Genomic DNA, 26,011 nt, shown 5'->3' with positions numbered 1-26,011 from the left:
TAAGTCTACAAGAATATTGATTTTAAAATTTAAGATTAAATAAAAAAGTCATTCAGTTTAAGGATGACTTTTTATTTTGATTAAGGAGGAATTTTATAATGAAAATAGGAGCTATTGATATTGGGACGAACTCAATGAGATTGTTGATAGTAGATTATGTGGATGGAAAGCTTATAAATAGAAAAAAATTTGTTAATACAACTAGAATTGGGCAAGGCGTAGATAGCAAAGGATATATAAAGGAAGATGCGATTCAAAGAAATATAAAAGCATTAAAAGAATTCTCTGACAAGTGTAATGATGAAAAATGTGAAAATATTTATTGTATGGGGACATCTGCCCTTAGAGATAGTAAAAATGGAGATTACTTTGTTAAACTAGCAAAAGAAGAAGCTGGTATAGATGTTGATATAGTTACGGGTATAGAAGAATCAAATTTGGGCTTTAAAGGTGTTTTAGAAGGTATACAAGAGGATAATGATATTATTGTTATAGATATTGGAGGAGGTTCAACAGAGTTTATTATAGGTGATTCAGATGGAATTAAATTTAATAAAAGTGAAAATGTAGGAGCTCTTAGAATGACAGAGAAATTTTTGAAACACGATATTATTGAAAATGAAGAGTTTGAAGCTATGAGTTCATTTATATATAATGAAATTAGTGAGACTTTAAATTACATAAAAGAAAAGGGATTAAAAACTCTTATAGGTATAGGAGGTACAATCACATCATTGTCAGCAATGAATCAAGAATTAGAAATTTACTCTATGGAAAAAATACATAACAGTAAAATATGCAAAAAAGAAATAGAAGAAATTCTACAAAAATTAATAAAGATGACATTAAGTGATAAAAAGAACTTAAAAGGGCTACAAGAAAAACGTGCGGATATTATAACTGCTGGTGTAAAAATATTGAATATAATAATGGAAAAATTAGAAATAGAAGAAATAACCGTAAGTGAATACGATAATTTGGAAGGCCTAATATGTCAAAAGTCAAAAAAAATGTATTAATATTTTTTGATATTTGGAACCGATTATGACAAAAAAAATTACTCCTCTTTGTTACAATTCTTAATATAAACAAAAGAGGAGGTTTTTTTATGCAAAGAAGTGTAGCAGTTGTAAAGAACAAAACTGTAAAACCAAATGTCATAAAATTAATAAGCGGATATATTGATTTTACTACGGTGGCATTCGCCGTAATGGGATTTTTACTTAGTAGGTCTATTATAGTAGACTCTGTAGCTCCTTTAGGAATTGCCTTTTTTATATGTGCATCAAAGATTGATAAGTATAAGATACCTGTATTTATATCAACATTAATAGGAATATTGTTATCATTCAATGATTTTGGAAATGTAGCAAAATATGCTGTGTGCCTTACAATATTTATGGCATTAAATAAGAAACTAAAACTATTAGATTCAATTGCCAAAATGGCGTTTATAGGTGCAGTAGTATTACTTCCAATTTCCATGGGACAAGCTTTCTTTTCAGATAGGTGTGTATATAATTTGCTTGTTGCAGGTGTAGAAGCAATAATAATGTTTATATCTATATATGTATTTTCTTATGGTATAGGTTTAATGGCCAATGTCAACAATAGGATGTCTGTACGGACAGAAGAAGCCATATCAATAAGTTTACTGCTAACCTTTAGTATAATGGGGATAGGAGATATATCTTTGTTTGGAATATCGATAAGGACCATTTTGTCAACTGTATTGATATTACTGACCTCAATAGTAGGTGGAGCTACTATGGGAGCATCTAGTGGTGTAATTATTGGTGTGGCATCTATTTTAAATAATATGACATCAGCTATTTATATGGGTATATATTCTTTTTCAGGATTAATAAGTGGTGCATTTAATAAGATAAACAAATATTTCTGTATATTAGGATATATTCTAAGTTGGACAATAATATACCTATATACTTCTGGTATTACTTCAAACATGATGCAACTAAGAGATATATTGTTAGGGTGTTTGATAGTGCTTGTGTTGCCAGAAAGATTATTCAATAAGATTGAAAAATTAATAAAAAGTAATGTAGCTTCAAATGAAATTGTATACGATTATATTATGAGAAGCAAAAACTTAACGAATAGTCGATTAAATAGTATATATAAAACTTATGATGACCTTGCAGATACATTTGATAAGATAAGAGAAAAGGATAAAGTGTTAGACCAAAGAGACATAGCGAATGTAATAGATATGATTCATAATGATGAATGTAAAAGTTGTAGTATGAGAAGAATGTGTTGGGAATCAAGATTTAATCATACATACACTATGATATATAATATTCTTGAAAAAATTGAAGAGAAAGGAGAATTAAGTGTAAACGATATACCTAAAAATTTTAGAAAGGAATGTATGAAGCCAGAATCAATAGTGAAAATATCAAATCACTATTATAAAATGTTTGTATTAGATTATGATTGGAGTGTGAAGTTTTCAGAAAGTAGAAAATTAATAGCAAACCAGATAAGAAGTATTTCAAAATCAATTAAATCGCTGTCTCAGGACTTAGAGGGCGATATAATGTTGGATATAGAGAAAGAAAAAAATATATATGAACAATTAGAGAGATATGATATAACTGTTGATAAAGTAAGTTACTTAACAAAGAGTAACAGCGAATTTGAAATATCAATAGAAAAGAAGACTTGTAACGATGGTTGCATGTGTGAAAATAAAATTGTAGATATAATTTCAGACCTAGTAGGAGAGAATATGTCTGTTAGAAAAATAGGATGTCACTGTTTAGGAGGTAAATGTAAAGCAACATTTGTTAAGTCTCAAAAATATAAGGCTGTTACAGAAGTTTCAGCAATGTCTAGGGATGGACATATCCTTTGTGGAGATAATTACACATATATGGAGATAAATGATGGTAAATATATGATGGCTATAAGCGACGGTATGGGAAAGGGTAAAAAAGCTTATGAAGAGTCTTCTGCTACTATTGATATACTAGAAAAAATGATAGATGCAAAGATTAAAGATGAAATAGTCATAGATACTATAAATAATATGTTGTTATTAAAGTCTTCAGAAGAAATGTTTTCAACTCTCGATTTAGGTATTTTAGATTTAAAACGAGGTTGTTTAGAAACTATAAAGATGGGAGCATGTTCTACCTATATAAAAAGAGAGGATGGAGAAGTTGATTTAATATCATCATCATCTTTACCTGTTGGTATATTATCAGATGTAAAGATTGATAGAAAAAATGTAAAAGTTAAGGAAGGTGACTATGTTATAATGGTTTCTGATGGAATTGTAGATGCAGGAAGAAATAACAATTTAGGCGATAATTGGTTAATATATTTCTTAAAAAACATAGAAACTACTAATCCAAAGGAAATTTCAAATTTAATATTAGATAGAGCATTGGAGTTACAAGCGTTACAAATCGAAGATGACATGACTGTTCTAGTTACAAAAATATGTACAAAATAAAATTTATAAATTTCTGTGTATAATATGTGGATAACTTGTGTATAATATGTTAATAGACTTTTGAAAAAAGTAAAGTTATTAACAAAAAAAACGTATAAATCAACAAAATTTGTTGATAAGTATGGCATAAATGTTAATAAAATGTAAAAAAAGAAAAAATAAAAGCTATTATCAAAAGAGATTCATGTTGAAATAACTAAATTTCTAAGCAAGTAAAGCCTGTGAATATGTTGATTATTATGTGGATAACTATTAATTCGATATTTATTTATATAGTATGAATAATTGAATAATATATCTAAAAAAAGCCATCCTATTATTAAGTAAACTTATTGAAAGGATGGCTTTTTATGAATAGGAAATTGTGCAAAGCAATAATACCTTTATTTATCTCTATTTTTTGCATGTTAATAATAAGTATAAAAGCTGACCAAGGATATCAAAAAAATAATGATAGAGCAATTACTGTCATGAATAATGATACTGAAGATGATGCTGAAAAAAAACAAGAAATAGATTATGAAAAAACATGTTGGAATTTACAGTCTCTATTTAAAAGTGATGACCAATGGAAAAAAGAACTTAAGAGTTTTAATAAAGATACAAAAGAACTTAAAAATTACATAGGTAAAGTTACAAAGTCACCAACGCATTTGTCTTTTGCGTTAGATATCAAAGAGAAACTTGATATAAGATTAAATAAACTTTCTGCCTATGTAAAATTAAAACAAGATACTAATAAAAATTCATATAAATATTTAGATATGAGTGATAGTATGGGTAAATCTTATGGAGACTATATGGGGATTTGCTCAGATTTAGAGTTAGAGATATTAAAATTATCAAATAGAGATTATAAGAAGATTATTTCAAATAAAAATATAAATAGAAAATATGGTGTATATTTAAGAGATATAAGAAGAAATAAAGTACATTATTTGGATGATAAATCAGAAGATATTCTAAGTAAAGTGTCTTCAATAAGTAGTCTTCCAAGTCAAGTATATGAATTATTTAGAAATATGGATAGAAAAACTAATCTGACACCAGCTCAATATGCAAGTGAATTGGAATCTCCAGATAGAGAAAATAGAAAAAAAGCTTATCAAGATGAACTCATTACTTATAATGATAATATAAATACAATTGCGGGCTTGATTACTGGCCAAGTTAAAAAGAATATATTTTATTCTCAGGAAAGAGGTTATGAGTCGTCTTTAGAAATGTATTTAGAATCTGATAATGTAGATGAAAAAGTATACAATAATTTAATAAGAACTGTAAACAGTAATATGGATAGTTTACACAAATATATAGACTTAAGAAAAAAAGTCTTAAAGTTGGATAAGGTTTACTCATATGATATGTCTGTACCTATAGTTAAAGCTGTTGATAGTAATATCAACTATGAAAAGGCACAAAGTATAGTATATTCAGCATTATCACCTTTGGGAAAAGAATACAATGATGTGGTATACAAAGCATTTAATGAAAAATGGATAGATGTTTATTCACATGAAAATAAAGTAAGTGGTGGATATTGCTTATCTGTCTATGAAAATCATCCATATATACTTTTAAATTATAATAATTCATTAGGCTCAGTTTCAACTTTATCACATGAATTAGGTCATGCTGTATATGAATATTTAAGTTCTAAGAATCAAAATTATTTTAATTCAAATCCATCTATATTTACTCATGAAGTTGCGTCTACTACTAATGAGGCATTGCTTTATGAGATGCTTATAAGAGAATCTAAAAGTAATGGAGAGAAAGCCTATTATATAACACAATATCTAGACTTAATAAAGGATACTCTTTATACACAAACTATGTATGCTGAATTTGAAAAAACTATACATGAATTAGTAGAAAAAGGAAAAAGTGTAAATGCATTAGTGTTAAACGATGCTTGGGGACAACTTCTTAAGAAGTATTATGGGCAAAACTATGAATTAGACCAATTATCTAAGGTCGGATGGGCAAGAATCCCACATTTTTACAATAGTTTTTATGTCTATAAATATGCTACAGGTTGTAGTGCAGGAGTGAGTTTCGCCCAAGATATACTAAAAAATGGCTCAGATAATTATATAAATTTTCTTAAAAAAGGAAGCTCAGATTATCCAATAGACTTATTAAAAGGAAGTGGGATAAATTTAACTAATACAAAACCTATAGAAAATACAATCAAAAAATTTGACAGCTTGGTAGCAGAACTTGAAAAGCTATTATAAAAGATTTATTATAATCCACATGGAAAATATATTGAATTAATGTTAAAATATACTAAAAGTTTAAAGTCCTATTTTATAATAGGACTTTTTATCTATTAATTAGTGGGAGATGATTCTATGCAAGTTAAAGTTAAAAAAGCTGTAATACCAGCAGCAGGTTTAGGTACTAGATTTTTGCCAGCGACAAAGGCACAACCAAAAGAAATGTTACCAATAGTTGATAAACCAACTCTACAATACATAATAGAAGAGGCTGTAGCTTCAGGAATAGAGGAAATACTAATAATAACAGGCAGAAATAAAAAATCTATTGAAGACCACTTTGATAAATCTGTAGAATTAGAACTTGATTTAGAAAAAAAAGGTAAAAAAGAGTTGTTAGAAATAGTACAAAACATATCTAACATGATTAATATACATTATATAAGACAGAAAGAGCCAAAAGGACTGGGAGATGCGATTTATTGTGCTAGACACTTTATAGGTGATGAACCTTTTGCTGTAATGCTAGGAGATGACATTGTAGACAATGATGTGCCTTGTTTAAAACAATTAACAGACGCATATGAAGAGTATAGAACTACAATATTAGGTGTGCAAAAAGTGAATCCAGAAGATACTAATAAATATGGCATAATAGAAGCTAAAAATATAGAGGGCAGGGTTTATAAAGTAAAAGATATGGTAGAAAAACCAGAATCAGGAAAGGCACCTTCAAATATAGCTATTTTGGGTAGGTATATAATAACTCCTGAGATATTTGATATACTTAAGGATTTACCACCAGGTAAAGGTGGAGAAGTACAACTTACAGATGCTTTAAAAGTATTATCTAAAAAAGAAGCCATGTATGCATATAACTTTGAGGGTAAGAGATATGATGTTGGTGATAAATTAGGATTTTTAGAAGCGACTGTCGATTTTGCTCTAAAGAAAGAAGACCTTAAGGAAGATTTTATTAAGTATCTAAGACATGTTTGTAATGAATTTGATAAAGATGTCAATGTGTTATACAATAATACAAATGAAGAAATAGATTCAGATAAGATTTGCGAAATTAAGGAGCTCGAAATTCAAAAATAATTAGGAAAGGTGATGTAGTGTGGCAAAATCAGGTCAAAAAAAGATTAATAGAATAATAGCTGTTGGGATTGTGGGTGTTCTTGTATTAACAAGTATAACAGCTGTTTTAAGTATGATTGCAGCTATGTTATAGAAATAAATAACTACTGTGGTATACATAAATATAAAAACCATATATAACTTGATGTAGTCAAAAATTTACAGAATTCTAGTTATATATGGTTTTTAGAATTTATAAAGATAAAAAATAATTTTTATAACAGTTGCATATTTTAAGGGAAAATATTATTATAAGATATAAATATAGTGATAAATTTATAGAAGCGTGCTAAGATTGGACTTGAGATATAATAAATATAATGGATAATAATGTTTTAAATTTTATTTATTGACCATAATGTATAAATAGTGATATTATTAGACTTAACTGTTTGAATAAAACTTTTCTTTTTCATGCCTTCAATTTCCAAAAAAAGTATATATATAAATGAATATATAGATGAGGAGGATTTTTTTGATTTTAGATGATAAAGTATTAGAAGGATTGGGTAGTAAAACATTAGTTGAACTACGAGAAATAGCAAAAGAATTAAAAATAAAATCAATTACTACATATAAGAAAAATGAGCTAATTGAGATTATAAATTCTAAGAGCAAGAATGAAGTAAAAACAAATGAGATAAAAGCAAATGAAGAAATTAAAGATAAAGATAAAAATGAAAATATAAAAGAAGACATGAAAAATAGAAAAGAAAATATAGAGAACGAAAGCATAGAAAAAGAAGTTGAATATAAGAGCCCTGCCAAATCATATAACAAAAAAGAAATAGATAATCAGAATATTTCCCAAAGCCAAGATAACAGAAACCAAAAAAATGATTATAATAAGACATCAAGTACAAATGATTACAATAAGGCATCAAATACATGTAATAGAATGGTCAGAAATAATAATAAAAACTATTATATGCCTAAACAAGTAGATGAATCTAAGATAGTAGATGAATTTAACACATCAAAGGAAGATGAAGTAGTCGGTGTACTTGAGATTTTACCAGATGGATTTGGTTTTTTAAGAGGCTCAAATTATTTATCTACTGAAGGAGATGTATATGTTTCACCATCTCAAATAAGAAGATTTAATATGAAAACAGGAGATAAGATTAAGGGTATAACTAGACATCCAAAAAGTGGAGAAAAGTTTAGAGCACTTTTATATGTTCAAAAGATAAATGATGAGAACCCTGATACAGCTATACAAAGAAATGCATTTGAGACATTGACACCAATCTTTCCAGAAGAACGACTTACACTGGAGACAAATAGAAATGAGATAGCCACAAGAATTATAGATTTAATTTCTCCTATAGGTAAAGGACAAAGAGGATTGATAGTTGCACCTCCAAAAGCTGGGAAAACAATTCTTTTAAAAAGTGTCGCAAACAGTATAGCTAAAAACCATCCAAATGTTGAACTTATAGTCCTTCTTATAGATGAAAGACCAGAGGAAGTTACTGATATGAAGGAGTCTATTGAAGGAGATGTTATATATTCTACTTTTGACCAAGTATCAAGTCATCATGTTAAGGTTGCAGAAATGGTATTAAATAGAGCTCAAAGACTAGTTGAACACGGTAAAGATGTAGTAATCTTACTAGACAGTATAACTAGACTTGCAAGAGCATATAACCTTACAATATCTCCTACAGGTAGAACTTTATCTGGAGGTATTGACCCTGGTGCACTTCATGGACCTAAAAAATTCTTTGGAGCTGCCAGAAATATAAGACAAGGTGGTTCTTTGACAATACTAGGAACAGCACTAGTTGAAACTGGCTCTAGAATGGATGATGTAATTTTCGAGGAATTTAAAGGTACAGGAAATATGGAATTACATTTAGATAGAAAATTAGCTGAAAAAAGGATATTCCCTGCAATTGATATTTATAAGTCTGGGACAAGAAGAGATGACTTATTGCTTGATGATGAAGAAAAAACAGCTCTTTGGAGATTAAGAAGAGAAATGAGTAATAATTCAGTGATGGAAATTACAGATAAAGTCATTGAACTTATAAAAAGAACTAAAGACAATAAAGAATTTGTAAAATCGATAAAGAGTTTGTAAAATCAAGGAATAATTGTAAAAATAGATTATATAAAGTAATAGAAAAATCACTTGAATGGCATAATAAGTTGTGCTATAATAATGTAGTTGATAATGTAAAAAGAAAGTTAATATAATTAATTTTTTTAAATAAAGAGAAGAGGTGACTATAATGCAAAAGGAAATACAACCAAAATACAATCCAGTTGAAGTGCGTTGTGCTTGTGGGAACACATTTGTTGCTGGTTCAACTAAGGACGAAATAAAAGTTGAAATATGTTCAGAGTGCCATCCATTCTATACAGGAAAACAAAAGAACATAGAAAAAGGTGGAAGAATCGACAAATTCAAAAAAAGATTCAAAATGGACTAATTTTTATAAAAATGGAGTTGGAGGAAGCCAACTCCTATTTTATTACAAAAAAAGATTCATATTCTACTTTAAATTGTCTTTTTGTATTATAATAATAAATATGTTAAATCAAGTATTTAAAATGCAATTGAATGAGGTGAGTGGATGGGAAAACAATCTGTAGGTGGTCAAGCTGTTATTGAAGGCGTAATGATGCAATCAAAAGATAAAAGAGCTGTAGCTGTTAGAAAAAGTGACGGAGAAATAGCCTTAAAAGAAGATAGAATAAAAAGTTGGGTAAGAGATAAGAATATAGATAAGATACCTTTTATTAGAGGTTCTTTTGTTATGATAGATACAATGATTCAAGGAATAAAGAGTTTGAACTTTTCTTCAGAGTTCTTTATGGAAGAAGCTGAAGAGGACAAATTTGATTTATTTATGAAGAAGATTTTTAAAGACAAGGCAAATGATATACTTATAGTCTTTTCCTTGGTTATAGCGATGATACTTTCTGCTGGTTTATTTATTTTTATACCTACACTAGTAGGAGGGGCTTTTTCTAAGGTAATACCTAGTGATTTTATGCTCAATTTAATAGAAGGTATTATAAGGATAGTTATATTATTTGCATATATAGTATTAATTTCTAGAAGTAAGGATATAGAAAGAGTATTTCAATATCATGGTGCAGAGCATAAATCTATATATTGTTATGAAAATAATTTGGAACTTACAGTAGAAAATGCTAGAAAATTTAAAAGGCTTCATCCTAGATGTGGTACAAATTTTTTATTTATAGTTATGGCTGTATCAATAATATTGTTTGCATTTTTTGGTTGGCCAAATCCAATACTTAGGATATTTATGAGAATCATATGTGTTCCTATAGTAGCAGGATTATCTTATGAAGTAATTAGAATTCTTGGAAGATATGACAATGGATTCACTAAGATTATTGCATATCCAGGTATGATGTTGCAATACTTTACAACTAAAGAGCCTGATGATGAGCAGTTAGAAGTAGCTTTAGAAGCATTAAAGGCAGTAGTAGATTAAAGAAAAGGGTATTTATTATGACGATAAAAGATATAATTATTAAATATTCAGAGGAATTTAAAGATATAAGTGATACTCCAAGACTAGATACAGAATTGTTATTACAAAAAGCATTAGGTGATGTTGATAGATTGTATATTCACTTAAATCTAAATAAGGAATTAGCTGAAGAACAGAAAACAAAATTTATAGGTTTTGCAGAAGAAAGAATAAATGGAAGACCAATAGCATATATAGTTGAAAAGAGAGAGTTTATGGGGCTAGATTTCTTTGTTAAGGAAGGAGTATTAATCCCAAGACCAGATACAGAAACTTTAGTAGAAGAAATAATTGAAATATGTAAAGATGGAAAAAATGTAAGCATACTAGATATAGGTACTGGTTCAGGTGCTATTACAGTCAGTTTAGCAAAATACATTGAAAATTCCAATGTGACATCTTTTGATATATCAGAAATAGCTCTAGAAATAGGAAAGAAAAATGCTATTATAAATGAAGTTGATGAAAAAATAGAGTACATTAAATCAGATTTATTTACAGCATTAAATGATAGTAATATAAAATTTGATATTATAGTTTCAAATCCACCATATATAAAAAAGCAAGATATAGAAACATTACACACACAAGTTAAGGATTATGAGCCATATAATGCGCTTGAGGGTGGAGAAGATGGATTGGATTTTTATAGAAAAATAACAGAACAAGGAAAGAAATATTTAAATGAATGTGGAATATTAGCATATGAAGTTGGTCATAATCAAGCTGAAGATGTAATTAATATTATGAAAAGTAATGGATATAAACAAATATATACAAAGAAGGATATACAAGGCATTGATAGAGTTGTTATAGGCTACAATATATGATATAATCAACAATTGATATGTTACATTTAATCGAGGTGAAAGTATGTTAAAAAAATTAGAGGTATTGGAAGATACATATAAAGACTTAAGTGAAAAAATAGGTGATCCTGATGTAATAAATGATCAAAAAGTTTGGCAAAAGTATATAAAAGAACATGCTGACTTAGAGCCTATTGTCATGAAATACAGAGAGTATAAAAGTGTTTTAGATAGTATAAAGGAATCAAAAGAAATTTTACAAGAAGAGTCAGACGAAGAGTTAAGAGAATTAGCAAAAATGGAGTTATCTGAAATGGAAGAAAAAGTAACTCCAATAGAAGAAGAAATAAAAATACTACTATTACCTAAAGACCCTAACGATGATAAGAACGTTATAGTTGAAATTAGAGGTGGAGCTGGAGGAGATGAAGCAGCTCTATTTGCAGGTGATTTATTTAGAATGTATTCGAGATATGCTGAGAGAAGAAGATGGAAAATAGAATTATTAAGTGCTAGTGATACTGGAGTGGGTGGATATAAAGAAGTATCTTTTATGATAAAAGGTAAAGGAGCTTACTCAAGATTAAAGTATGAATCTGGAGTTCATAGAGTTCAAAGGATACCATCAACTGAATCTGGTGGAAGAATACACACATCAACTTCTACTGTTGCAGTATTACCAGAAGTTGAAGATGTAGAAGTTGACATAAATCCAAATGACTTAAGAATAGACGTTTTCCGTTCTTCAGGTAATGGAGGGCAAAGTGTCAATACTACTGACTCTGCTGTTAGGGTAACACACATACCTACAGGTGAAGTAGTATCTTGCCAAGATGGAAAATCACAATTAAAAAATAAAGAGCAAGCTTTAAAAATATTAAAAGCTAGACTTTACGATAAAGCATTGGCAGAACAACACAAAGATATAGCAGCAGAAAGAAAAAGCCAAGTCGGAACTGGTGACAGATCAGAAAGAATAAGAACATATAATTTCCCTCAAGGTAGAATAAGTGACCATAGAATAAATTTAACTTTATATAAGCTAGATGCATTCTTAGATGGGGATATAGATGAAATGATAGACGCTTTAATTACTGTTGACCAAACAGAAAAAATGACTGCAATATAAGGAATGTTTTAAAAGAGCTGTTTCTTTCTAGAAATTATTTTCTATTTTGAAACAGCTATTTTGCATTTTAGGTCATGTTATCATATTCTACTGTATATAATTGTTATATACAAGTACAGGAGGGTTATATGATACTAAAAGTAACGATGATTGGACTTTTGGCAGGTGTTATAGGGACAGGATTAGGGGGAGTCATATCAGCTATCTTCAAAAGAGAAGTTGATAAATACCTAAATTTCTTTATGGGATTATCTGGCGGAATAATGTTGGCTGTAGTAGTATTTGATTTGATGAAAGAATCTATGGATAAAATGGGAGTAATCAATACAGTTATATTTACATTTGTTGGAGCTCTCATAACTATGTACATAAAAACAAGATTGGATGTATCTGGAAGCATGGCATCTGGATATCTTATATTCATAAGTATATTACTACATAATTTACCAGAAGGATTAGCTATTGGTTCTTCTTTTATGTCAACTGAAAGTTTAGGTATCACTCTTGCTATAGTAATAGGTCTACATAATATACCAGAAGGGTTAGCTATGGCATTGGGTCTGGTATGTAATAAAATGAGGATGAGTAAAGTTATTTTATTTACAATAATAGCTGGATTACCTATGGGTCTAGGAAGTTTTTTAGGTGTTTATTTTGGAGGAGTGTTTACTTCTCTTATAGGTGTATTTCTTGCTACAGCAGGAGGTACAATGATGTATGTTGTATTGGAAGAAATTTTTCCACATTCAAAAAGTGTGTATTGTATAGTTGGTTTTTTGTTAGGTACAATAATTGTAAACTATATCTAAAATTAAAATGAAAGCAGGCATACGAAAGATGAAGACTATTATAAGTAATATTGATATAAATAATATTGATTATGAGGAAATAAAAATACAAGCAAAACTTCTTAGAGAAGGTAAAACGGTTATTTTTCCAACTGAGACAGTGTATGGATTAGGTGCAAATGCATTAGATGAAAGTGCAGTAAAGAAGATTTATGAAGCTAAAGGAAGACCTAGTGATAATCCGCTTATAGTCCATATTTATGAAAAAGAAGAAGTTTGTGATTTAGCTAAAGATATAAGTAATAAAGCTAAGCTTGTTATGGAAAAGCTTTGGCCAGGGCCTATAACCATAATACTAAATAAAAAAGATATAATTCCATATAGAACTAGTGGAGGGCTTGATACAGTTGCAATAAGAATGCCTTCTCATATTATTGCCAGGGCAATAATAAAAGAAGCAGGTGTACCTATTGCAGCTCCTTCTGCAAATATATCAGGGAGACCATCTCCAACAAAAGCGAAACATGTATATGAAGAAATGAATGGAAGAGTTGATGGAATAGTTTTAGGAGGAGATAGTAACTTTGGATTGGAATCGACTGTATTAGACCTTACAGGTGAGATTCCTATGATATTAAGACCTGGAAGTATAACTAAAGAAGTTTTAGAAGAACTTCTTGGCGAAGTAAGGCTTGACCCATCATTAAGTAAAAAAGAAGATAATCAAAAAGCCAAGGCTCCAGGAATGAAATACAAGCATTATTCACCAAATGCAGATGTATATATTATATCTGGAAAAAGAGAAAATGTAGCAACAAAGATTAATGATATGATAAAATCTAATAAAGAAAAAGGTCTAAAAACAGGTGTAATGTGTATTAGTAGAAATAAAGAGTTTTATAATGGAGAAGTAATAGATTTGGGAAGTACTCTTGAGGAAGTAGCAAGTAATTTGTTTGATGCTCTAATAGAAATGGATAAAAAAGGTATAGATGTCATATATTCAGAGGAATTTCCTAAGAGTGGTGTTGGACAAGCAATTATGAATAGATTACTTAAGTCAGCAGGATATAAAGTAATAAAAGCTTAAAAGGGAGTTGTGAAATATGAATATACTTATTGTATGCACAGGAAATACTTGTAGAAGTCCCATGGCTGAAGTTATATTAAAGAAAGTTATTGAAGAGTCTGGAAAAAATATTGAAGAATATTGTATATCTTCAGCAGGTATATCTACAGTGAATGGTATGGATGCTTCTAAAAACTCTATAGAAGCTTTAAAAGAACTTGGAATAGATTTATCAAAGCATAAAAGTAGAGTAATCACTAAAGATTTAATAGATAAATCAGATATTATACTAACAATGACTAAATCTCATAAAGAAATTTTAGTCCAAGCAGTTCCAAAATGCAAAGAAAAAGTGTATACTTTTAAAGGGTTCGCAAATCAGGAAGAGTCAGATATATCTGACCCATTTGGTGGAAGTTTGGATACTTATAGAGATACTATGAAAGAAATAATATATTCTGTCAACAAAATAGTAAAAAATATATAAAATGGAGGATAAAGAAATGAAAATAGGATTAGGCTGTGACCATGGAGGATATAATTTAAAAAAAGAGATAATAAACTATTTAGAAAGAAAAGGTATTGAATGTGTAGATTATGGAACTAATAATGCTACAGATTCTGTTGATTATCCTGCTTATGGAGAAATAGTTGCAAATGCAGTTATAGATAAAGAGGTAGATTATGGAATATTATGCTGTGGTACAGGGATAGGTATATCTCTAGCTGCCAATAAAGTTCCTGGAATAAGATGTGCAGTTGTGTCAGATGTATTTTCTGCAAAAATGTCAAAAGCACATAATGATGCAAATATGTTGTCATTAGGTGAAAGAGTTTTAGGTAAAGGTTTAGCACTTGAAATAGTTGAGGCTTGGATTAGCACAGATTTTGAAGGTGATAGACATGCTAGAAGAGTAAATATGATTAAAGCAATAGAAGAAAAACACAATAAATAATAAAAATTACAGTTTTATCAGGAGGAATTATCAAAATGAGTAAAGTGGTAGAGACAAACCATCCATTAATACAACATAAATTAACTTTAATGAGAGATAAAAATACTGGTTCTAAGGATTTCAGAGAACTTTTAACTGAAATTGCAATGTTAATGGGATACGAAATAACAAAAGATATACCATTAAAAGATATAGAAATAGAGACGCCTATTCAAAAAACATCATCTAAAGTTGTTGCAGGTAAAAAATTAGCTATAATTCCAATTTTAAGAGCAGGGCTTGGAATGGTAGATGGATTAGTAAGTTTAATGCCAGCAGCAAAAGTTGGTCATGTAGGATTATATAGAGACCCAGAAACATTAAAACCAGTTGAATATTATTGTAAACTTCCTCAAGACATAGGAGAAAGAGATATAATAGTAGTTGACCCTATGCTTGCTACAGGAGGTTCTGCTGTTGCAGCAATAGATTTACTTAAATCTAAAGGAGCTAAAAGTATAAAATTAGCTAATTTAGTAGCTGCTCCAGAAGGAATACAAGAAGTACAAAAATATCATGATGATGTTGATATATATGTTGCATCAATTGATGAAAAATTAAATGAACATGGATATATAATTCCTGGTCTTGGTGATGCTGGAGACAGATTATTTGGAACTAAATAAAAATTAATAACTATAAATATTTATTGGGAACTTTCTTATATAGTAAAAATTATTTAATATAAGGAAGTTCCTTTTTATATGTATTTTCTCAGAATAAGAATTCTTGAATTGATAAATTTCTCGAATTGAGAATAAAAAGCTTTTACCAATTAAAAAAGAATGGCTATTTTACACGAGTTTATAACTTATTAATAACTTAAAATATGGCATGTTAGTTGCTTACGATTAAATTGATATGTATTAATTGAGTTTAAATTAAAATATTAATGATATTATTGGGAGTGATAATACATGACAAATTGTATAGTAGTAAGAGGAGCTGGAGATTTAGCAACAGCAGTTATATATAAATTACACAATAGTGGTTTTAAAGTGGTTGCATTAGAAATAGAAGAGCCTTTAGCTATACGAAGACAGGTTTCTTTTTGTGAGGCTGTCTATGAAAAAGAAGTTACTATTGAAGGTGTAGAGTGTAAACTTTGTAAAAACGAAGACGAAATCGAAAAAACGTTATCTCAAGATAAAGTAGCACTTATTGTAGACCCAAAAGGGGAAAAATTATCTAAGATAAATCCAGTTGTTTTGATTGACGGAATATTAGCCAAAAAAAATTTGGGTACAACTAAAGATATGGCTCCACTTACAATAGCTTTAGGGCCTGGATTTTGTGCAGGAGAAGATGTTGATGTGGTCATAGAGACAATGAGAGGTCATAATCTAGGAAGAATAATAACTAGTGGTAGAGCTGAAAAAAATACAGGAATACCAGGTGCAATAAAAGGGATTTCCAAAGAAAGAGTAATGCACTCAGAACATAGTGGAATAATAGAAAATGTATGTAAGATAGGCGATATAGTTGAAAAGGGTGATTTACTTTGTTATATTAATGATTATGGAAAAAAATATGAAATTAGAGCAACAATATCTGGAGTTCTTAGAGGATTACTAAAAGATGGAGCGAAAGTAAATAAAAATTTAAAAATATTAGACATAGACCCTAGAAAAGAGGAAGTCAAGAATGCTTTTACGATATCAGATAAAGCTAGATGTATAGCTGGAGGAGTTTTAGAAGCCATATTAAAAAATGGAATCTATCCAATAAATTAATTTATAATAAATAAGACTATTAATATTTCATTAAGGTGATATAATAAATTTAATAGATTAAGGAGAGCATATAACGGGTATTTAAAATTTAAATGGTAAAAATGCTCTTTTTTTATTGGACATTCAATTGACATGTGTATATAATATAAAAATAAGTATTTATTTAGGAAGAAATCTAATAAATATATATGAGACCAGTACATAAACAAAGAGGAGAAAAGTAAATTATGAGACCATCATGGGATGAATACTTTATGGAAATTGCAGAAGTGGTAAAAAAGCGTTCAACTTGTATTAGGAGACAAGTCGGAGCTGTTATTGTAAGAGATAAACAAATTCTAACAACTGGATATAATGGTTCTCCAAGAAATCTTGAACATTGTGAAAATATTGGGTGTAAAAGACAGGAACTAAATATTCCTTCAGGAGAAAGACATGAACTGTGTAGGGCATTGCATGCTGAGCAAAATGCTATAATACAAGCTGCTCATAATGGTATTAGTGTGGCTGGAGCAACTTTATATGTTACTACAAGACCTTGTGTTTTGTGTGCAAAAATGTGCATAAATGCAGGGATATTGAAAATTGTTTATGAAGGTGATTATCCAGATGATATGTCTACAGAATTGTTAAAAGAAGCAGGAATAGAACTTATAAAATTCTAGTAGATAAATTTTTTAGTGAATAATTTTAGGGTGACAATAAATGATAAAATTTGACACTGAAATACATGCTCATGAAATGATTAAAAGAAAGTGTTTGAAAAATAATCAGATTAGTAGTAAGATATATTTTATAATTAAATAAATTTATTATATAGATTAATTACATGTTATTTATTTTGTAATAATGAGGGATACTATTTATGAGTAAAAAAAATACACATATGGAAATTGCAAAGCTGTTTAGTTTAATAAGTCAAATAGGATTGATGATTGTAATATCAATATTAGGATGTACTTTCTTAGGAAAATTTTTAGATAGTAAATTAAATACAAGTCCAGTTCTAACAATAATATTTTTACTGTTAGGGGTTGGAGGTGCTTTTAGTGGTGTTTATAAAACTCTAATAGTATATACACGAAGGAAGTGATATATTGGATATAAAATTACTTAACCAAGTAAGGTCAGTAACAAAGGGTATAGTAATATTTGATGTAATTTTAATTGTGCTAATGTTGATAACATCAACATTAAGTAAGCCAGTATTTTTAGGACTTATATTTGGCTCTATAATAGCTATGTTAAATTTTAGATTATTAGCAATATCACTAGAAAAAACAGTGTCATTGCCAGCTGGAAAAGCACAAGCTTATGCATCAGCACAATATACCATTAGGCTATTTATAATGGCAGTTGTTCTATTTGCTTCAGCTAAGGTTCCACATTTAAATATAATCGGAACAGCACTAGGATTATTGAGTACAAAGTTTGTCATATTATCAAAAAACTTTATAAATAAATTAAAGAGGAAGGAGGCGTAAGTATGAGTCAAGCGCATTATTATCTCATAGGAAACTTTAAAATTAGTGAAACAATACTAGTGAGTTGGGGAATAATGGCCTTTTTAGCGATAGCATCTTATTTTTTAACTAGAAATTTGAAAAAAGTTCCAACTAGTAAAGTTCAAATATTTTTGGAATTTGCAATAGGTGGTCTTGCTAAAATGGTTACAAATGTTATGGGTAAAAACACAGTAAAAAGAATGCCATATATGATACCATACATAGGAAGTTTGTTTTTATTTTTCGCGTGCTCAAATTTAAGCCCATTACTTGGATTAAGATCACCAACAACCGACCTAGATACAACTGCTGCATGGGCAATGATTACATTTTTTATGATTTATTTTGCAGGAGTTAAATTTAAAGGAGTATCATACTTTAAAGAATTGGCTCAACCACTTGCCATAATGTTACCAATTAATATTATAGGTGAGTTAGCTAGACCAATATCATTAAGTTTCCGTCCATTTGGAAATATTTTAGGTGGAACAATTATAATGGGTCTATTTTATCAACTTTTAGGTTTTATATCTAGTCTAATACCAGGATTATCAATACCGATTGGACAGATATTAATACCAGTTCCATTACACTTGTACTTCGATTTATTTGCAGGATTGTTACAAGCATATATATTCATAATGCTAACAATGGTGTTTATATCAAGTGCAGGGGAATTAGATTAAGAAATCAACTTATATTAAGATAAAAAATAAAAAACAATTTAAATTTTTAAATTTTAAGGAGGAAATAATTATGGAAACAGCAATAGTAGCGGCAGCATCAGCAATAGGAGCAGGAATAGCAGTTGCAACAGGTATAGGTGCAGGAATTGGTCAAGGTGTAGCAGCAGGTAAGGCAGCAGAAGCAGTAGGAAATCAACCAGAAGCTAAAGGTGATATAACTTCAACTTTATTACTAGGTGTTGCTATAGCAGAGTCTTCAGCAATATATGGCTTGGTTGTATCAATAATACTTCTATTCGTAAATCCATTCTTCAAATACTTAGGAATGTAGATTTAGTCCTTAAATATTTTGAGGTAGGTTTTATAGATAAATCATCTCAAACTTATAATCATGAGATGAATTTTATCATCTCGTGATTATAAGTAGTTATGATTTATGGAAAGGAGGATAATTATGGAAAAAGCACTAGTAGGTATAACATGGGAATTTGTATTCCAAATTGTTAATACTTTTATAATATTTTTACTTCTAAGAAAGCTTTTATTTAAGCCAGTTTTAAATATAATCCAATCAAGAGAAAATGATATTAAAAATGACTTAGCAGAAGGCGAAAAAGCAAAAACTGAAGGATTGGCGCTAAAAAAAGAATATGAGTCAAAAATCAATTTTGCTAAAGATGAAGGTCAAGAAATCATAAAACAAGCAACTATAAGAGCAGAGAAAAAATCAGATGACATAATAAGTACTGCAAAACAAGATGCTCTTGATATAAAAGATAAAGCAAGCAAAGATATAGAACAAGAAAAACAAAAGGTTATGAATGAAATTAAAAGTGATATATCAAATATAGCACTACTTGCGGCATCTAAAGTTATTGAAAAAGATTTAGATAAATCTAAACATGAAGAATTGATAGAAAACTTTATAAAAGAGGTAGGGGAGGCTAAATGATAAACGTAGTAGCAAATAGATATGCCGAAGCCCTATTTCAATTAGGAGAAGAAGAAAATTCAACTGATATATTATTTAAAGAATTAGAAAAAGTAGTAGATATGATGACTAAAGTTAGCAAAGATTTCTACAAAGTTTTAAAATCACCATTAGTTTCAAAATCAGAAAAGAAAAACTTGGTAGAAATCATTTTTGATAAGGAAGTAAGTTCTAACATAAAAAACTTCTTAAAAGTTTTAGTAGATAAAGACAGAATAGCGTTTTTGGAAGACATAGAGTTAGCTTATAAAGACTTATTAAATAAGAAAAATAATATAACTGATGGTGTTGCAATAAGTGCGATTCCAATGAGTGAAACAGATATTAAAGAACTTGAAGTTAAACTTTCAAACAAATACAACAAAAATGTTACTATAGAAAATGTAGTTGACAAGACTATACTAGGGGGAGTTCTAGTTAGAATTGGAAATGAGCAAATAGATGGCACTGTAAAAACTCGTCTAGATAAGATGAAAGAAAAGCTATCTGAAGTAATATCTTAAGAATGGCGGTGAACCCATGAACTTAAAACCTGAAGAAATAAGTTCTATAATTAAACAGCAAATAAAGAATTATGAGAATAAAGTTGAATTGACAGATACAGGTAGTGTTTTAACAGTTGGGGATGGTATAGCTAGTGTATATGGATTAGAGAAAGCTATGTCTGGTGAGTTACTAGAGTTCCCAGGTGAAGTATATGGTATGGCACTTAACTTAGAAGAAGAAGTAGTTGGAGCTGTTATACTTGGAGATGACAGTGGAATAAAAGAAGGCGATATAGTTAAGAGAACTGGAAGAATAGTTGAAGTTCCAGTTGGAGAAGCTTTAATAGGTAGAGTTGTAAACTCTCTAGGTCAGCCAATAGATGGAAAAGGACCTATAGCTTGTACAAAAACTAGACCAGTTGAATCTGAAGCACCTGGTATAATAGATAGAAGATCTGTTTATGAGCCATTACAAACAGGTATAAAATCAATAGATTCAATGATACCAATTGGTAGAGGTCAGAGAGAGTTAATAATAGGTGACAGACAAACTGGTAAAACATCTATAGTTGTTGACACTATATTAAATCAAAAAGGAAAAGATGTTATCTGTATATATGTAGCAATTGGGCAAAAACGTTCTACTATAGCTCAATTAGTTAGTTCATTAGAAAAAGGTGGAGCTTTAGACTATACAATAATAGTTTCAGCAACAGCATCTGAATCAGCACCACTTCAATATATAGCACCATACGCTGGAGCAGCTATGGGTGAAGAATTTATGTACAATGGAAAACATGTGCTTATAGTATATGATGATTTAAGTAAACAAGCCGTTGCATATAGAGAAATGTCATTATTACTTAGAAGACCACCAGGACGTGAGGCATATCCTGGAGATGTATTCTACTTACATTCAAGATTACTTGAAAGAGCAGCTAAGTTATCTGATGAATTAGGAGGAGGCTCAATGACTGCCTTACCTATAATAGAAACTCAAGCTGGAGACGTTTCTGCATATATACCAACAAATGTTATATCTATAACAGATGGTCAAATATACTTACAACCAGAATTATTCTATTCAGGTGTAAGACCAGCAGTTGACCCTGGTATATCAGTATCAAGGGTTGGTGGTTCTGCGCAAATTAAGGCAATGAAAAAAGTTGCAGGTACATTAAAACTTGCATATTCACAATATAGAGAGCTTGCAGCATTCTCACAATTTGGTTCTGACTTAGATGAAGATACTAAAAAGAGACTTGCTCAAGGTGAAAGAATCGTTGAGATATTAAAACAAGGTGAGCATCAACCAATAAAAGTTGAAAATCAAGTTATGATAATATATGCTGTTATAAATAATCATTTGGAAGATATTCCAATAGATAATATAGCTAGATTTGAATCAGAATTGTATGCATTTGTAGATAATAATTATCCAGAAATATCAAGAAAAATATTAGATGGAGAAGACTTCACTCATGATTTAACAGATGCAATAAATGAATTTAAAGAAAAGTTTGTTGTTGAAGTATAATCCTTTTTAAAAAAGGAGGTAAATTAATTGGCAGGAGCTGGAATTAAAGCGATTAAAACACGTATGGGGAGTGTTGAAAGTACAAAACAAATAACTAAAGCAATGGAACTTGTTGCATCTTCTAAGCTTAGAAAAGCAAAAGAAAAAGCTGAAGATTCAAGGGAATACTTTAATACTTTGTACGATACAGTAAAGGATATTGCCCAAACAACACGTGGAGTTAGAAATGAATTTTTAAAAGTAAGAGAAGTAAAAAATAAATGCTATATAGTAGTGGCTGGAGATAGAGGTCTTGCAGGTGGATACAATTCCAATGTATTAAAGGAATCTGTATCTCACATGGAAGGAAAAAAAGAAACAGTTATCACAGTAGGAAAGAAGGCTCACGAGTTTTTTTCTAAGAGAAATTACAATATAGCAAAAGATATAAATAGTGTTGAAGCTTGTGGATATGAAGAAGCGATAGAAATTTCACAAACTGTTATTGACCTGTATAAAAAAGGTGAAGTAGATGAAGTTTATATAGCTTATACAAAATTTAAATCAGCTTTATTACAAGAAGTTGAAGTTTTAAAATTGCTTCCATTGGTGTTTGAAAAAGATATAGATGACCAAGCCATTGTAATAAAAGAAGAAAAACAAAATAAATCGAAAGTACAATATATACCATCAGCAGAAGCAGTCTTAAGTTATATTGTGCCTCAGTTTGTATCAGGTACAATATATGGTGGGATTTTAGAATCTTTTGCATCAGAGCAAGGAGCTAGAAGAACTGCGATGGAATCAGCCACAGATAATGCGAATGAAATGCTATCTAATTTAGAGTTAAGTTATAACAGAGCAAGACAGTCAGCTGTAACTCAAGAAATAACAGAGATAGTTGGTGGAGTTGAAGCTCTAAAATAGGGAGGTTAGGAAATGGCAAATGTAGGTGAAATAGTACAGATTGTAGGAGCTGTACTAGATGTTAAGTTTGATAATGAACAAAGCCTACCTAACTTATTAAATGCGTTAGTAATAAAGTTAGGAGATAAAGAAATAGTTGCAGAAGTTGCTCAACATATAGGTGATGATACAGTAAGATGTATCTCTATGAGTGCAACAGATGGACTTGTAAGAGGTATGGAAGTTGTAGATACAGGAGGACCAATAAGTGTTCCTGTTGGAGATGAAACTCTAGGTAGAATATTCAATGTTCTTGGAAAACCAGTTGATGGAAAGCCAGCTCCAAAGTCTGCGCCTAAGTTACCTATACATAGACCAGCACCAGCATATGACGAACTAGAAACTACAGCTGAAATACTAGAAACAGGTATTAAGGTAGTTGACTTGCTAGCACCATATCTAAAAGGTGGAAAAATAGGTCTATTTGGAGGAGCAGGAGTAGGAAAAACAGTTTTAATACAAGAACTTATAAACAATATTGCCAAGCAACATGGTGGTATTTCTGTATTCTCAGGTGTAGGAGAAAGAACAAGAGAAGGTAATGACCTTTATGGAGAAATGAGTGAGTCTGGAGTTATAAACAAGACAGCTCTAGTATTTGGTCAGATGAACGAGCCACCTGGAGCAAGAATGAGAGTTGCTTTAACTGGACTTACAATGGCAGAACATTTTAGAGATGAGCAAGGACAAGACGTCTTACTTTTCGTTGATAATATATTCCGTTTCACACAAGCTGGTTCAGAAGTTTCAGCACTTCTAGGACGTATGCCATCAGCCGTTGGTTACCAACCAACATTAGCTACTGAAATGGGTGCACTTCAAGAGAGAATAACATCAACTAAGAAAGGTTCAATAACATCTGTTCAAGCAGTATATGTACCAGCAGATGACTTAACTGACCCAGCACCAGCTACAACATTCTCTCACTTAGATGCAAAAACAGTTTTATCTAGACAAATATCATCACTTGGTATATACCCAGCGGTTGACCCTCTTGAATCTACATCAAGAATTCTTGACCCTAGTATAGTAGGAAAAGAACATTATGAAATAGCCAGAGGAGTTCAATCAATACTTCAAAGATATAAAGAACTACAAGATATAATTGCCATACTTGGTATGGATGAATTATCTGATGAAGATAAGTTAATAGTTGCACGTGCTAGAAAAATACAAAGATTCTTATCTCAATCATTTACAGTTGCAGAGCAATTTACAGGAAACCCAGGTCAATATGTTCCTGTTAAAGAAACTGTAAGAGGATTCAAAGAGATACTTGAAGGTAAACATGATGACTTACCAGAGTCAGCATTCCTGTTTGTAGGTACAATAGAAGATGCTGTTAAAAAAGCGAAGGGAAGTATGTAGTCATGGCTAGTGAATTTTCATTGAAAGTTGTAACTCCAAATGATACGTTTTATGATGGAGAAGTTGAAATGATAGTAGTTAGAACTACAAAGGGAGACAAAGGGGTATTGAAAGGTCATATACCGTTTGTTTCAGGCATACCTGTAGGAACTTTGAAGATAAAAAAAGATGGAAATTTTAAAGAAGCAAAAATATCAGAAGGATTTGTTAATGTAGACCAAAATAAAACTGTCATATTGACAGAATCTGCTGAATGGATTTAATAATTTAATATAAAACATGAAAAGTCATTTTTACTAAAATTATTTTTGGTCAAAATGACTTTTTTTATAATTTTGGTGTTAATAAAATAACAAAAAATAAAGTATAAAATATAGTGGAAGTGTAGTGATAGTAAATTCACAAAGTGTTTAAATTTACTGCAAAATTATGTTGCAATTAATAAGATAAAGAAGGTTTAGATAGATTATATAGAAGTGAAAAAATATTCATATAAGAAATCTATATAAAATTTTTATAAAATTTAAAAAATTTGCTTAGTTGTGTAGTATAATAAATAATATAATAGATTTACATAGATTATTTATTATAAATAATTTTAAAAGTTACAATTCTATTATAATGATTATTAAATTGGGATAAGTAACATAAACTAAACAATAATAGGTATTATCAATAGTAAATTTATAAATTCATTATTAAATGAAAAGAGCTATTATAAATTTTCTGGAGGAAAAATGGATATATTTGATATTGGAGTAGACATAGTTGAAATTGACAGAATAAAAAAAGCTGTAGAAAAAAATAATCGGTTTTTAAAGAAAATATTTACAGATAAAGAAATTGAATATTTTAATTCTAAAAATTTTAAGGCAGAAAGTATAGCTGGTAATTTTGCGGCTAAGGAAGCTATAAGTAAATCTATGGGTACAGGAATCAGAATGTTTAACTTTAAAGATATAGAGGTTCTCAGAAATGAAATGGGAAAACCAATAGTAAAAACTTATAATAATCTGGCAAAAATGTGCATAGATTATAATGTTTTAGAAATAAAAGTTTCAATATCACATTCAAAAGATTATGCTATAGCAAATGCGATAACTATAATTAAGGACTAAGGAGTGATTACATTATGATGGATAAAACAGCAAAAGAAATAATGACAACAGATGTAATAGTAGCAAAACAAGATGATAGTATAGCAGATGTAGCTAATATGCTAATTGCGGAGAAAATAGGAGGATTGCCAGTTGTAGATTCAGAAAATAAAGTTGTTGGAATAATTTCTGAAACAGACATTCTTAAAAAAGAAAAGTATATAGAAGCACCTCTATATATAAATTTATTACAAGGGCTGATTTTTTTAGATGATTTAAAAAAGGTAGAAAAAGACATAAAGCAAGTAGCAGCTTATAAAGTCGGAGAACTGATGTCTAAGGACATAATAAAAGTTCATGAAGATGATAAGTTTGACGATGTGGCTAATATAATGATCAAAAAATCAATAAACAGAGTTCCTGTAGTAGATGATGACAATAAACTTAAAGGTATAATTTGTAGATATGATATAATAAAAGCTTTATATAATGAATAGACTAAAGTAGGAGGTGTGA

Annotated in this window: 28 protein-coding genes; all 28 read left to right on the top strand. The window is 29.6% G+C overall.

The features are described 5' to 3' along the window. The first annotated feature begins 98 nt into the window (after positions 1 to 98). The 28 genes from KGF45_RS15620 (at position 99) to KGF45_RS15485 (ending at position 25,992) form a co-directional block, all read left to right on the top strand. Positions 99 to 1,019: a Ppx/GppA phosphatase family protein gene (locus KGF45_RS15620; RefSeq protein WP_227829094.1), complete on the top strand. Its 921-nt coding sequence runs from the start codon at positions 99 to 101 to the stop codon at positions 1,017 to 1,019. Positions 1,020 to 1,108: 89 nt separating this feature from the next. Next, positions 1,109 to 3,481: a stage II sporulation protein E gene (gene spoIIE / locus KGF45_RS15615; RefSeq protein WP_227842871.1), complete on the top strand. Its 2,373-nt coding sequence runs from the start codon at positions 1,109 to 1,111 to the stop codon at positions 3,479 to 3,481. Positions 3,482 to 3,831: 350 nt separating this feature from the next. Then, on the top strand, positions 3,832 to 5,721 hold the full coding sequence (gene pepF / locus KGF45_RS15610) for an oligoendopeptidase F (protein WP_227842870.1): 1,890 nt from the start codon (positions 3,832 to 3,834) through the stop codon (positions 5,719 to 5,721). Between the two features lie 117 nt (positions 5,722 to 5,838). Next, positions 5,839 to 6,804: a UTP--glucose-1-phosphate uridylyltransferase GalU gene (galU, locus tag KGF45_RS15605; RefSeq protein ID WP_227839024.1), complete on the top strand. Its 966-nt coding sequence runs from the start codon at positions 5,839 to 5,841 to the stop codon at positions 6,802 to 6,804. 499 nt (positions 6,805 to 7,303) lie between these two features. After that, positions 7,304 to 8,929: a transcription termination factor Rho gene (gene rho / locus KGF45_RS15600; RefSeq protein WP_227842869.1), complete on the top strand. Its 1,626-nt coding sequence runs from the start codon at positions 7,304 to 7,306 to the stop codon at positions 8,927 to 8,929. Between the two features lie 151 nt (positions 8,930 to 9,080). Beyond that, complete coding sequence (gene rpmE, locus KGF45_RS15595) at positions 9,081 to 9,281, top strand: 50S ribosomal protein L31 (protein ID WP_003421397.1); 201 nt, start codon at positions 9,081 to 9,083, stop codon at positions 9,279 to 9,281. 144 nt (positions 9,282 to 9,425) lie between these two features. Then, entirely contained in the window at positions 9,426 to 10,319 is an 894-nt protein-coding gene (locus KGF45_RS15590) for a DUF1385 domain-containing protein (protein WP_227842868.1), read from the top strand. Between the two features lie 17 nt (positions 10,320 to 10,336). Further along, positions 10,337 to 11,188: a peptide chain release factor N(5)-glutamine methyltransferase gene (gene prmC / locus KGF45_RS15585; protein WP_227829088.1), complete on the top strand. Its 852-nt coding sequence runs from the start codon at positions 10,337 to 10,339 to the stop codon at positions 11,186 to 11,188. Positions 11,189 to 11,231: 43 nt separating this feature from the next. Next, positions 11,232 to 12,296, top strand: a complete 1,065-nt coding sequence (gene prfA, locus KGF45_RS15580; RefSeq protein ID WP_227829087.1) for a peptide chain release factor 1 — start codon at positions 11,232 to 11,234, stop codon at positions 12,294 to 12,296. Positions 12,297 to 12,424: 128 nt separating this feature from the next. After that, a complete protein-coding gene (locus KGF45_RS15575; protein WP_227829086.1) occupies positions 12,425 to 13,105 on the top strand; it encodes a ZIP family metal transporter in 681 nt (226 codons plus the stop codon). A gap of 28 nt (positions 13,106 to 13,133) precedes the next feature. Beyond that, the gene (locus KGF45_RS15570) at positions 13,134 to 14,174 is read left to right on the top strand and encodes an L-threonylcarbamoyladenylate synthase (protein WP_227829085.1); all 1,041 of its coding nucleotides are present in this window, start codon (positions 13,134 to 13,136) and stop codon (positions 14,172 to 14,174) included. Between the two features lie 16 nt (positions 14,175 to 14,190). Then, on the top strand, positions 14,191 to 14,640 hold the full coding sequence (locus KGF45_RS15565) for a low molecular weight protein arginine phosphatase (RefSeq protein ID WP_227842867.1): 450 nt from the start codon (positions 14,191 to 14,193) through the stop codon (positions 14,638 to 14,640). Between the two features lie 16 nt (positions 14,641 to 14,656). Further along, positions 14,657 to 15,109 carry a ribose 5-phosphate isomerase B gene (rpiB, locus tag KGF45_RS15560; RefSeq protein ID WP_227829083.1) on the top strand — a complete coding sequence of 151 codons (453 nt, stop codon included), beginning with the start codon at positions 14,657 to 14,659 and terminating at the stop codon, positions 15,107 to 15,109. A gap of 35 nt (positions 15,110 to 15,144) precedes the next feature. Then, positions 15,145 to 15,774, top strand: a complete 630-nt coding sequence (gene upp / locus KGF45_RS15555) for a uracil phosphoribosyltransferase (RefSeq protein WP_227829082.1) — start codon at positions 15,145 to 15,147, stop codon at positions 15,772 to 15,774. A 291-nt stretch (positions 15,775 to 16,065) separates the two neighbouring features. Continuing rightward, the gene (gene yqeB, locus KGF45_RS15550; protein ID WP_227842866.1) at positions 16,066 to 16,881 is read left to right on the top strand and encodes a selenium-dependent molybdenum cofactor biosynthesis protein YqeB; all 816 of its coding nucleotides are present in this window, start codon (positions 16,066 to 16,068) and stop codon (positions 16,879 to 16,881) included. 227 nt (positions 16,882 to 17,108) lie between these two features. Further along, on the top strand, positions 17,109 to 17,546 hold the full coding sequence (locus KGF45_RS15545) for a deoxycytidylate deaminase (protein ID WP_227829080.1): 438 nt from the start codon (positions 17,109 to 17,111) through the stop codon (positions 17,544 to 17,546). A 200-nt stretch (positions 17,547 to 17,746) separates the two neighbouring features. Continuing rightward, entirely contained in the window at positions 17,747 to 17,974 is a 228-nt protein-coding gene (locus tag KGF45_RS15540) for an AtpZ/AtpI family protein (RefSeq protein ID WP_227436243.1), read from the top strand. A 4-nt stretch (positions 17,975 to 17,978) separates the two neighbouring features. Next, positions 17,979 to 18,365, top strand: coding sequence for an ATP synthase subunit I (locus KGF45_RS15535; protein ID WP_227436241.1), 387 nt, complete (start codon positions 17,979 to 17,981; stop codon positions 18,363 to 18,365). Positions 18,366 to 18,367: 2 nt separating this feature from the next. Continuing rightward, complete coding sequence (locus KGF45_RS15530) at positions 18,368 to 19,072, top strand: F0F1 ATP synthase subunit A (RefSeq protein WP_227436239.1); 705 nt, start codon at positions 18,368 to 18,370, stop codon at positions 19,070 to 19,072. A 70-nt stretch (positions 19,073 to 19,142) separates the two neighbouring features. Beyond that, the gene (gene atpE / locus KGF45_RS15525; protein ID WP_021386434.1) at positions 19,143 to 19,403 is read left to right on the top strand and encodes an ATP synthase F0 subunit C; all 261 of its coding nucleotides are present in this window, start codon (positions 19,143 to 19,145) and stop codon (positions 19,401 to 19,403) included. A gap of 123 nt (positions 19,404 to 19,526) precedes the next feature. Further along, positions 19,527 to 20,024, top strand: coding sequence for a F0F1 ATP synthase subunit B (gene atpF / locus KGF45_RS15520; protein WP_227829079.1), 498 nt, complete (start codon positions 19,527 to 19,529; stop codon positions 20,022 to 20,024). Next, positions 20,021 to 20,566, top strand: coding sequence for a F0F1 ATP synthase subunit delta (locus KGF45_RS15515; RefSeq protein ID WP_227829078.1), 546 nt, complete (start codon positions 20,021 to 20,023; stop codon positions 20,564 to 20,566). Before atpF ends, KGF45_RS15515 begins: the two co-directional genes overlap by 4 nt. 16 nt (positions 20,567 to 20,582) lie before the next feature. Further along, entirely contained in the window at positions 20,583 to 22,085 is a 1,503-nt protein-coding gene (gene atpA / locus KGF45_RS15510) for a F0F1 ATP synthase subunit alpha (RefSeq protein WP_227829077.1), read from the top strand. 27 nt (positions 22,086 to 22,112) lie between these two features. After that, positions 22,113 to 22,991: an ATP synthase F1 subunit gamma gene (atpG, locus tag KGF45_RS15505; RefSeq protein ID WP_227842865.1), complete on the top strand. Its 879-nt coding sequence runs from the start codon at positions 22,113 to 22,115 to the stop codon at positions 22,989 to 22,991. 12 nt (positions 22,992 to 23,003) lie between these two features. After that, positions 23,004 to 24,398, top strand: coding sequence for a F0F1 ATP synthase subunit beta (atpD, locus tag KGF45_RS15500; protein ID WP_227829075.1), 1,395 nt, complete (start codon positions 23,004 to 23,006; stop codon positions 24,396 to 24,398). 2 nt (positions 24,399 to 24,400) lie between these two features. Continuing rightward, positions 24,401 to 24,661, top strand: a complete 261-nt coding sequence (gene atpC / locus KGF45_RS15495) for an ATP synthase F1 subunit epsilon (RefSeq protein ID WP_227436229.1) — start codon at positions 24,401 to 24,403, stop codon at positions 24,659 to 24,661. A 474-nt stretch (positions 24,662 to 25,135) separates the two neighbouring features. Continuing rightward, entirely contained in the window at positions 25,136 to 25,516 is a 381-nt protein-coding gene (gene acpS, locus KGF45_RS15490; RefSeq protein ID WP_227829074.1) for a holo-ACP synthase, read from the top strand. 14 nt (positions 25,517 to 25,530) lie between these two features. Next, positions 25,531 to 25,992, top strand: a complete 462-nt coding sequence (locus KGF45_RS15485) for a CBS domain-containing protein (RefSeq protein ID WP_227829073.1) — start codon at positions 25,531 to 25,533, stop codon at positions 25,990 to 25,992. The last annotated feature ends 19 nt before the right edge of the window (positions 25,993 to 26,011 follow it).

It is taken from the genome of Clostridioides sp. ZZV14-6154, assembly GCF_020657785.1.
In the GTDB taxonomy this organism is placed as follows: Bacteria; Bacillota; Clostridia; order Peptostreptococcales; family Peptostreptococcaceae; genus Clostridioides.
Note: the sequence above shows the minus strand (reverse complement) of the source record. Positions and strands in the feature narration are given on the sequence as shown.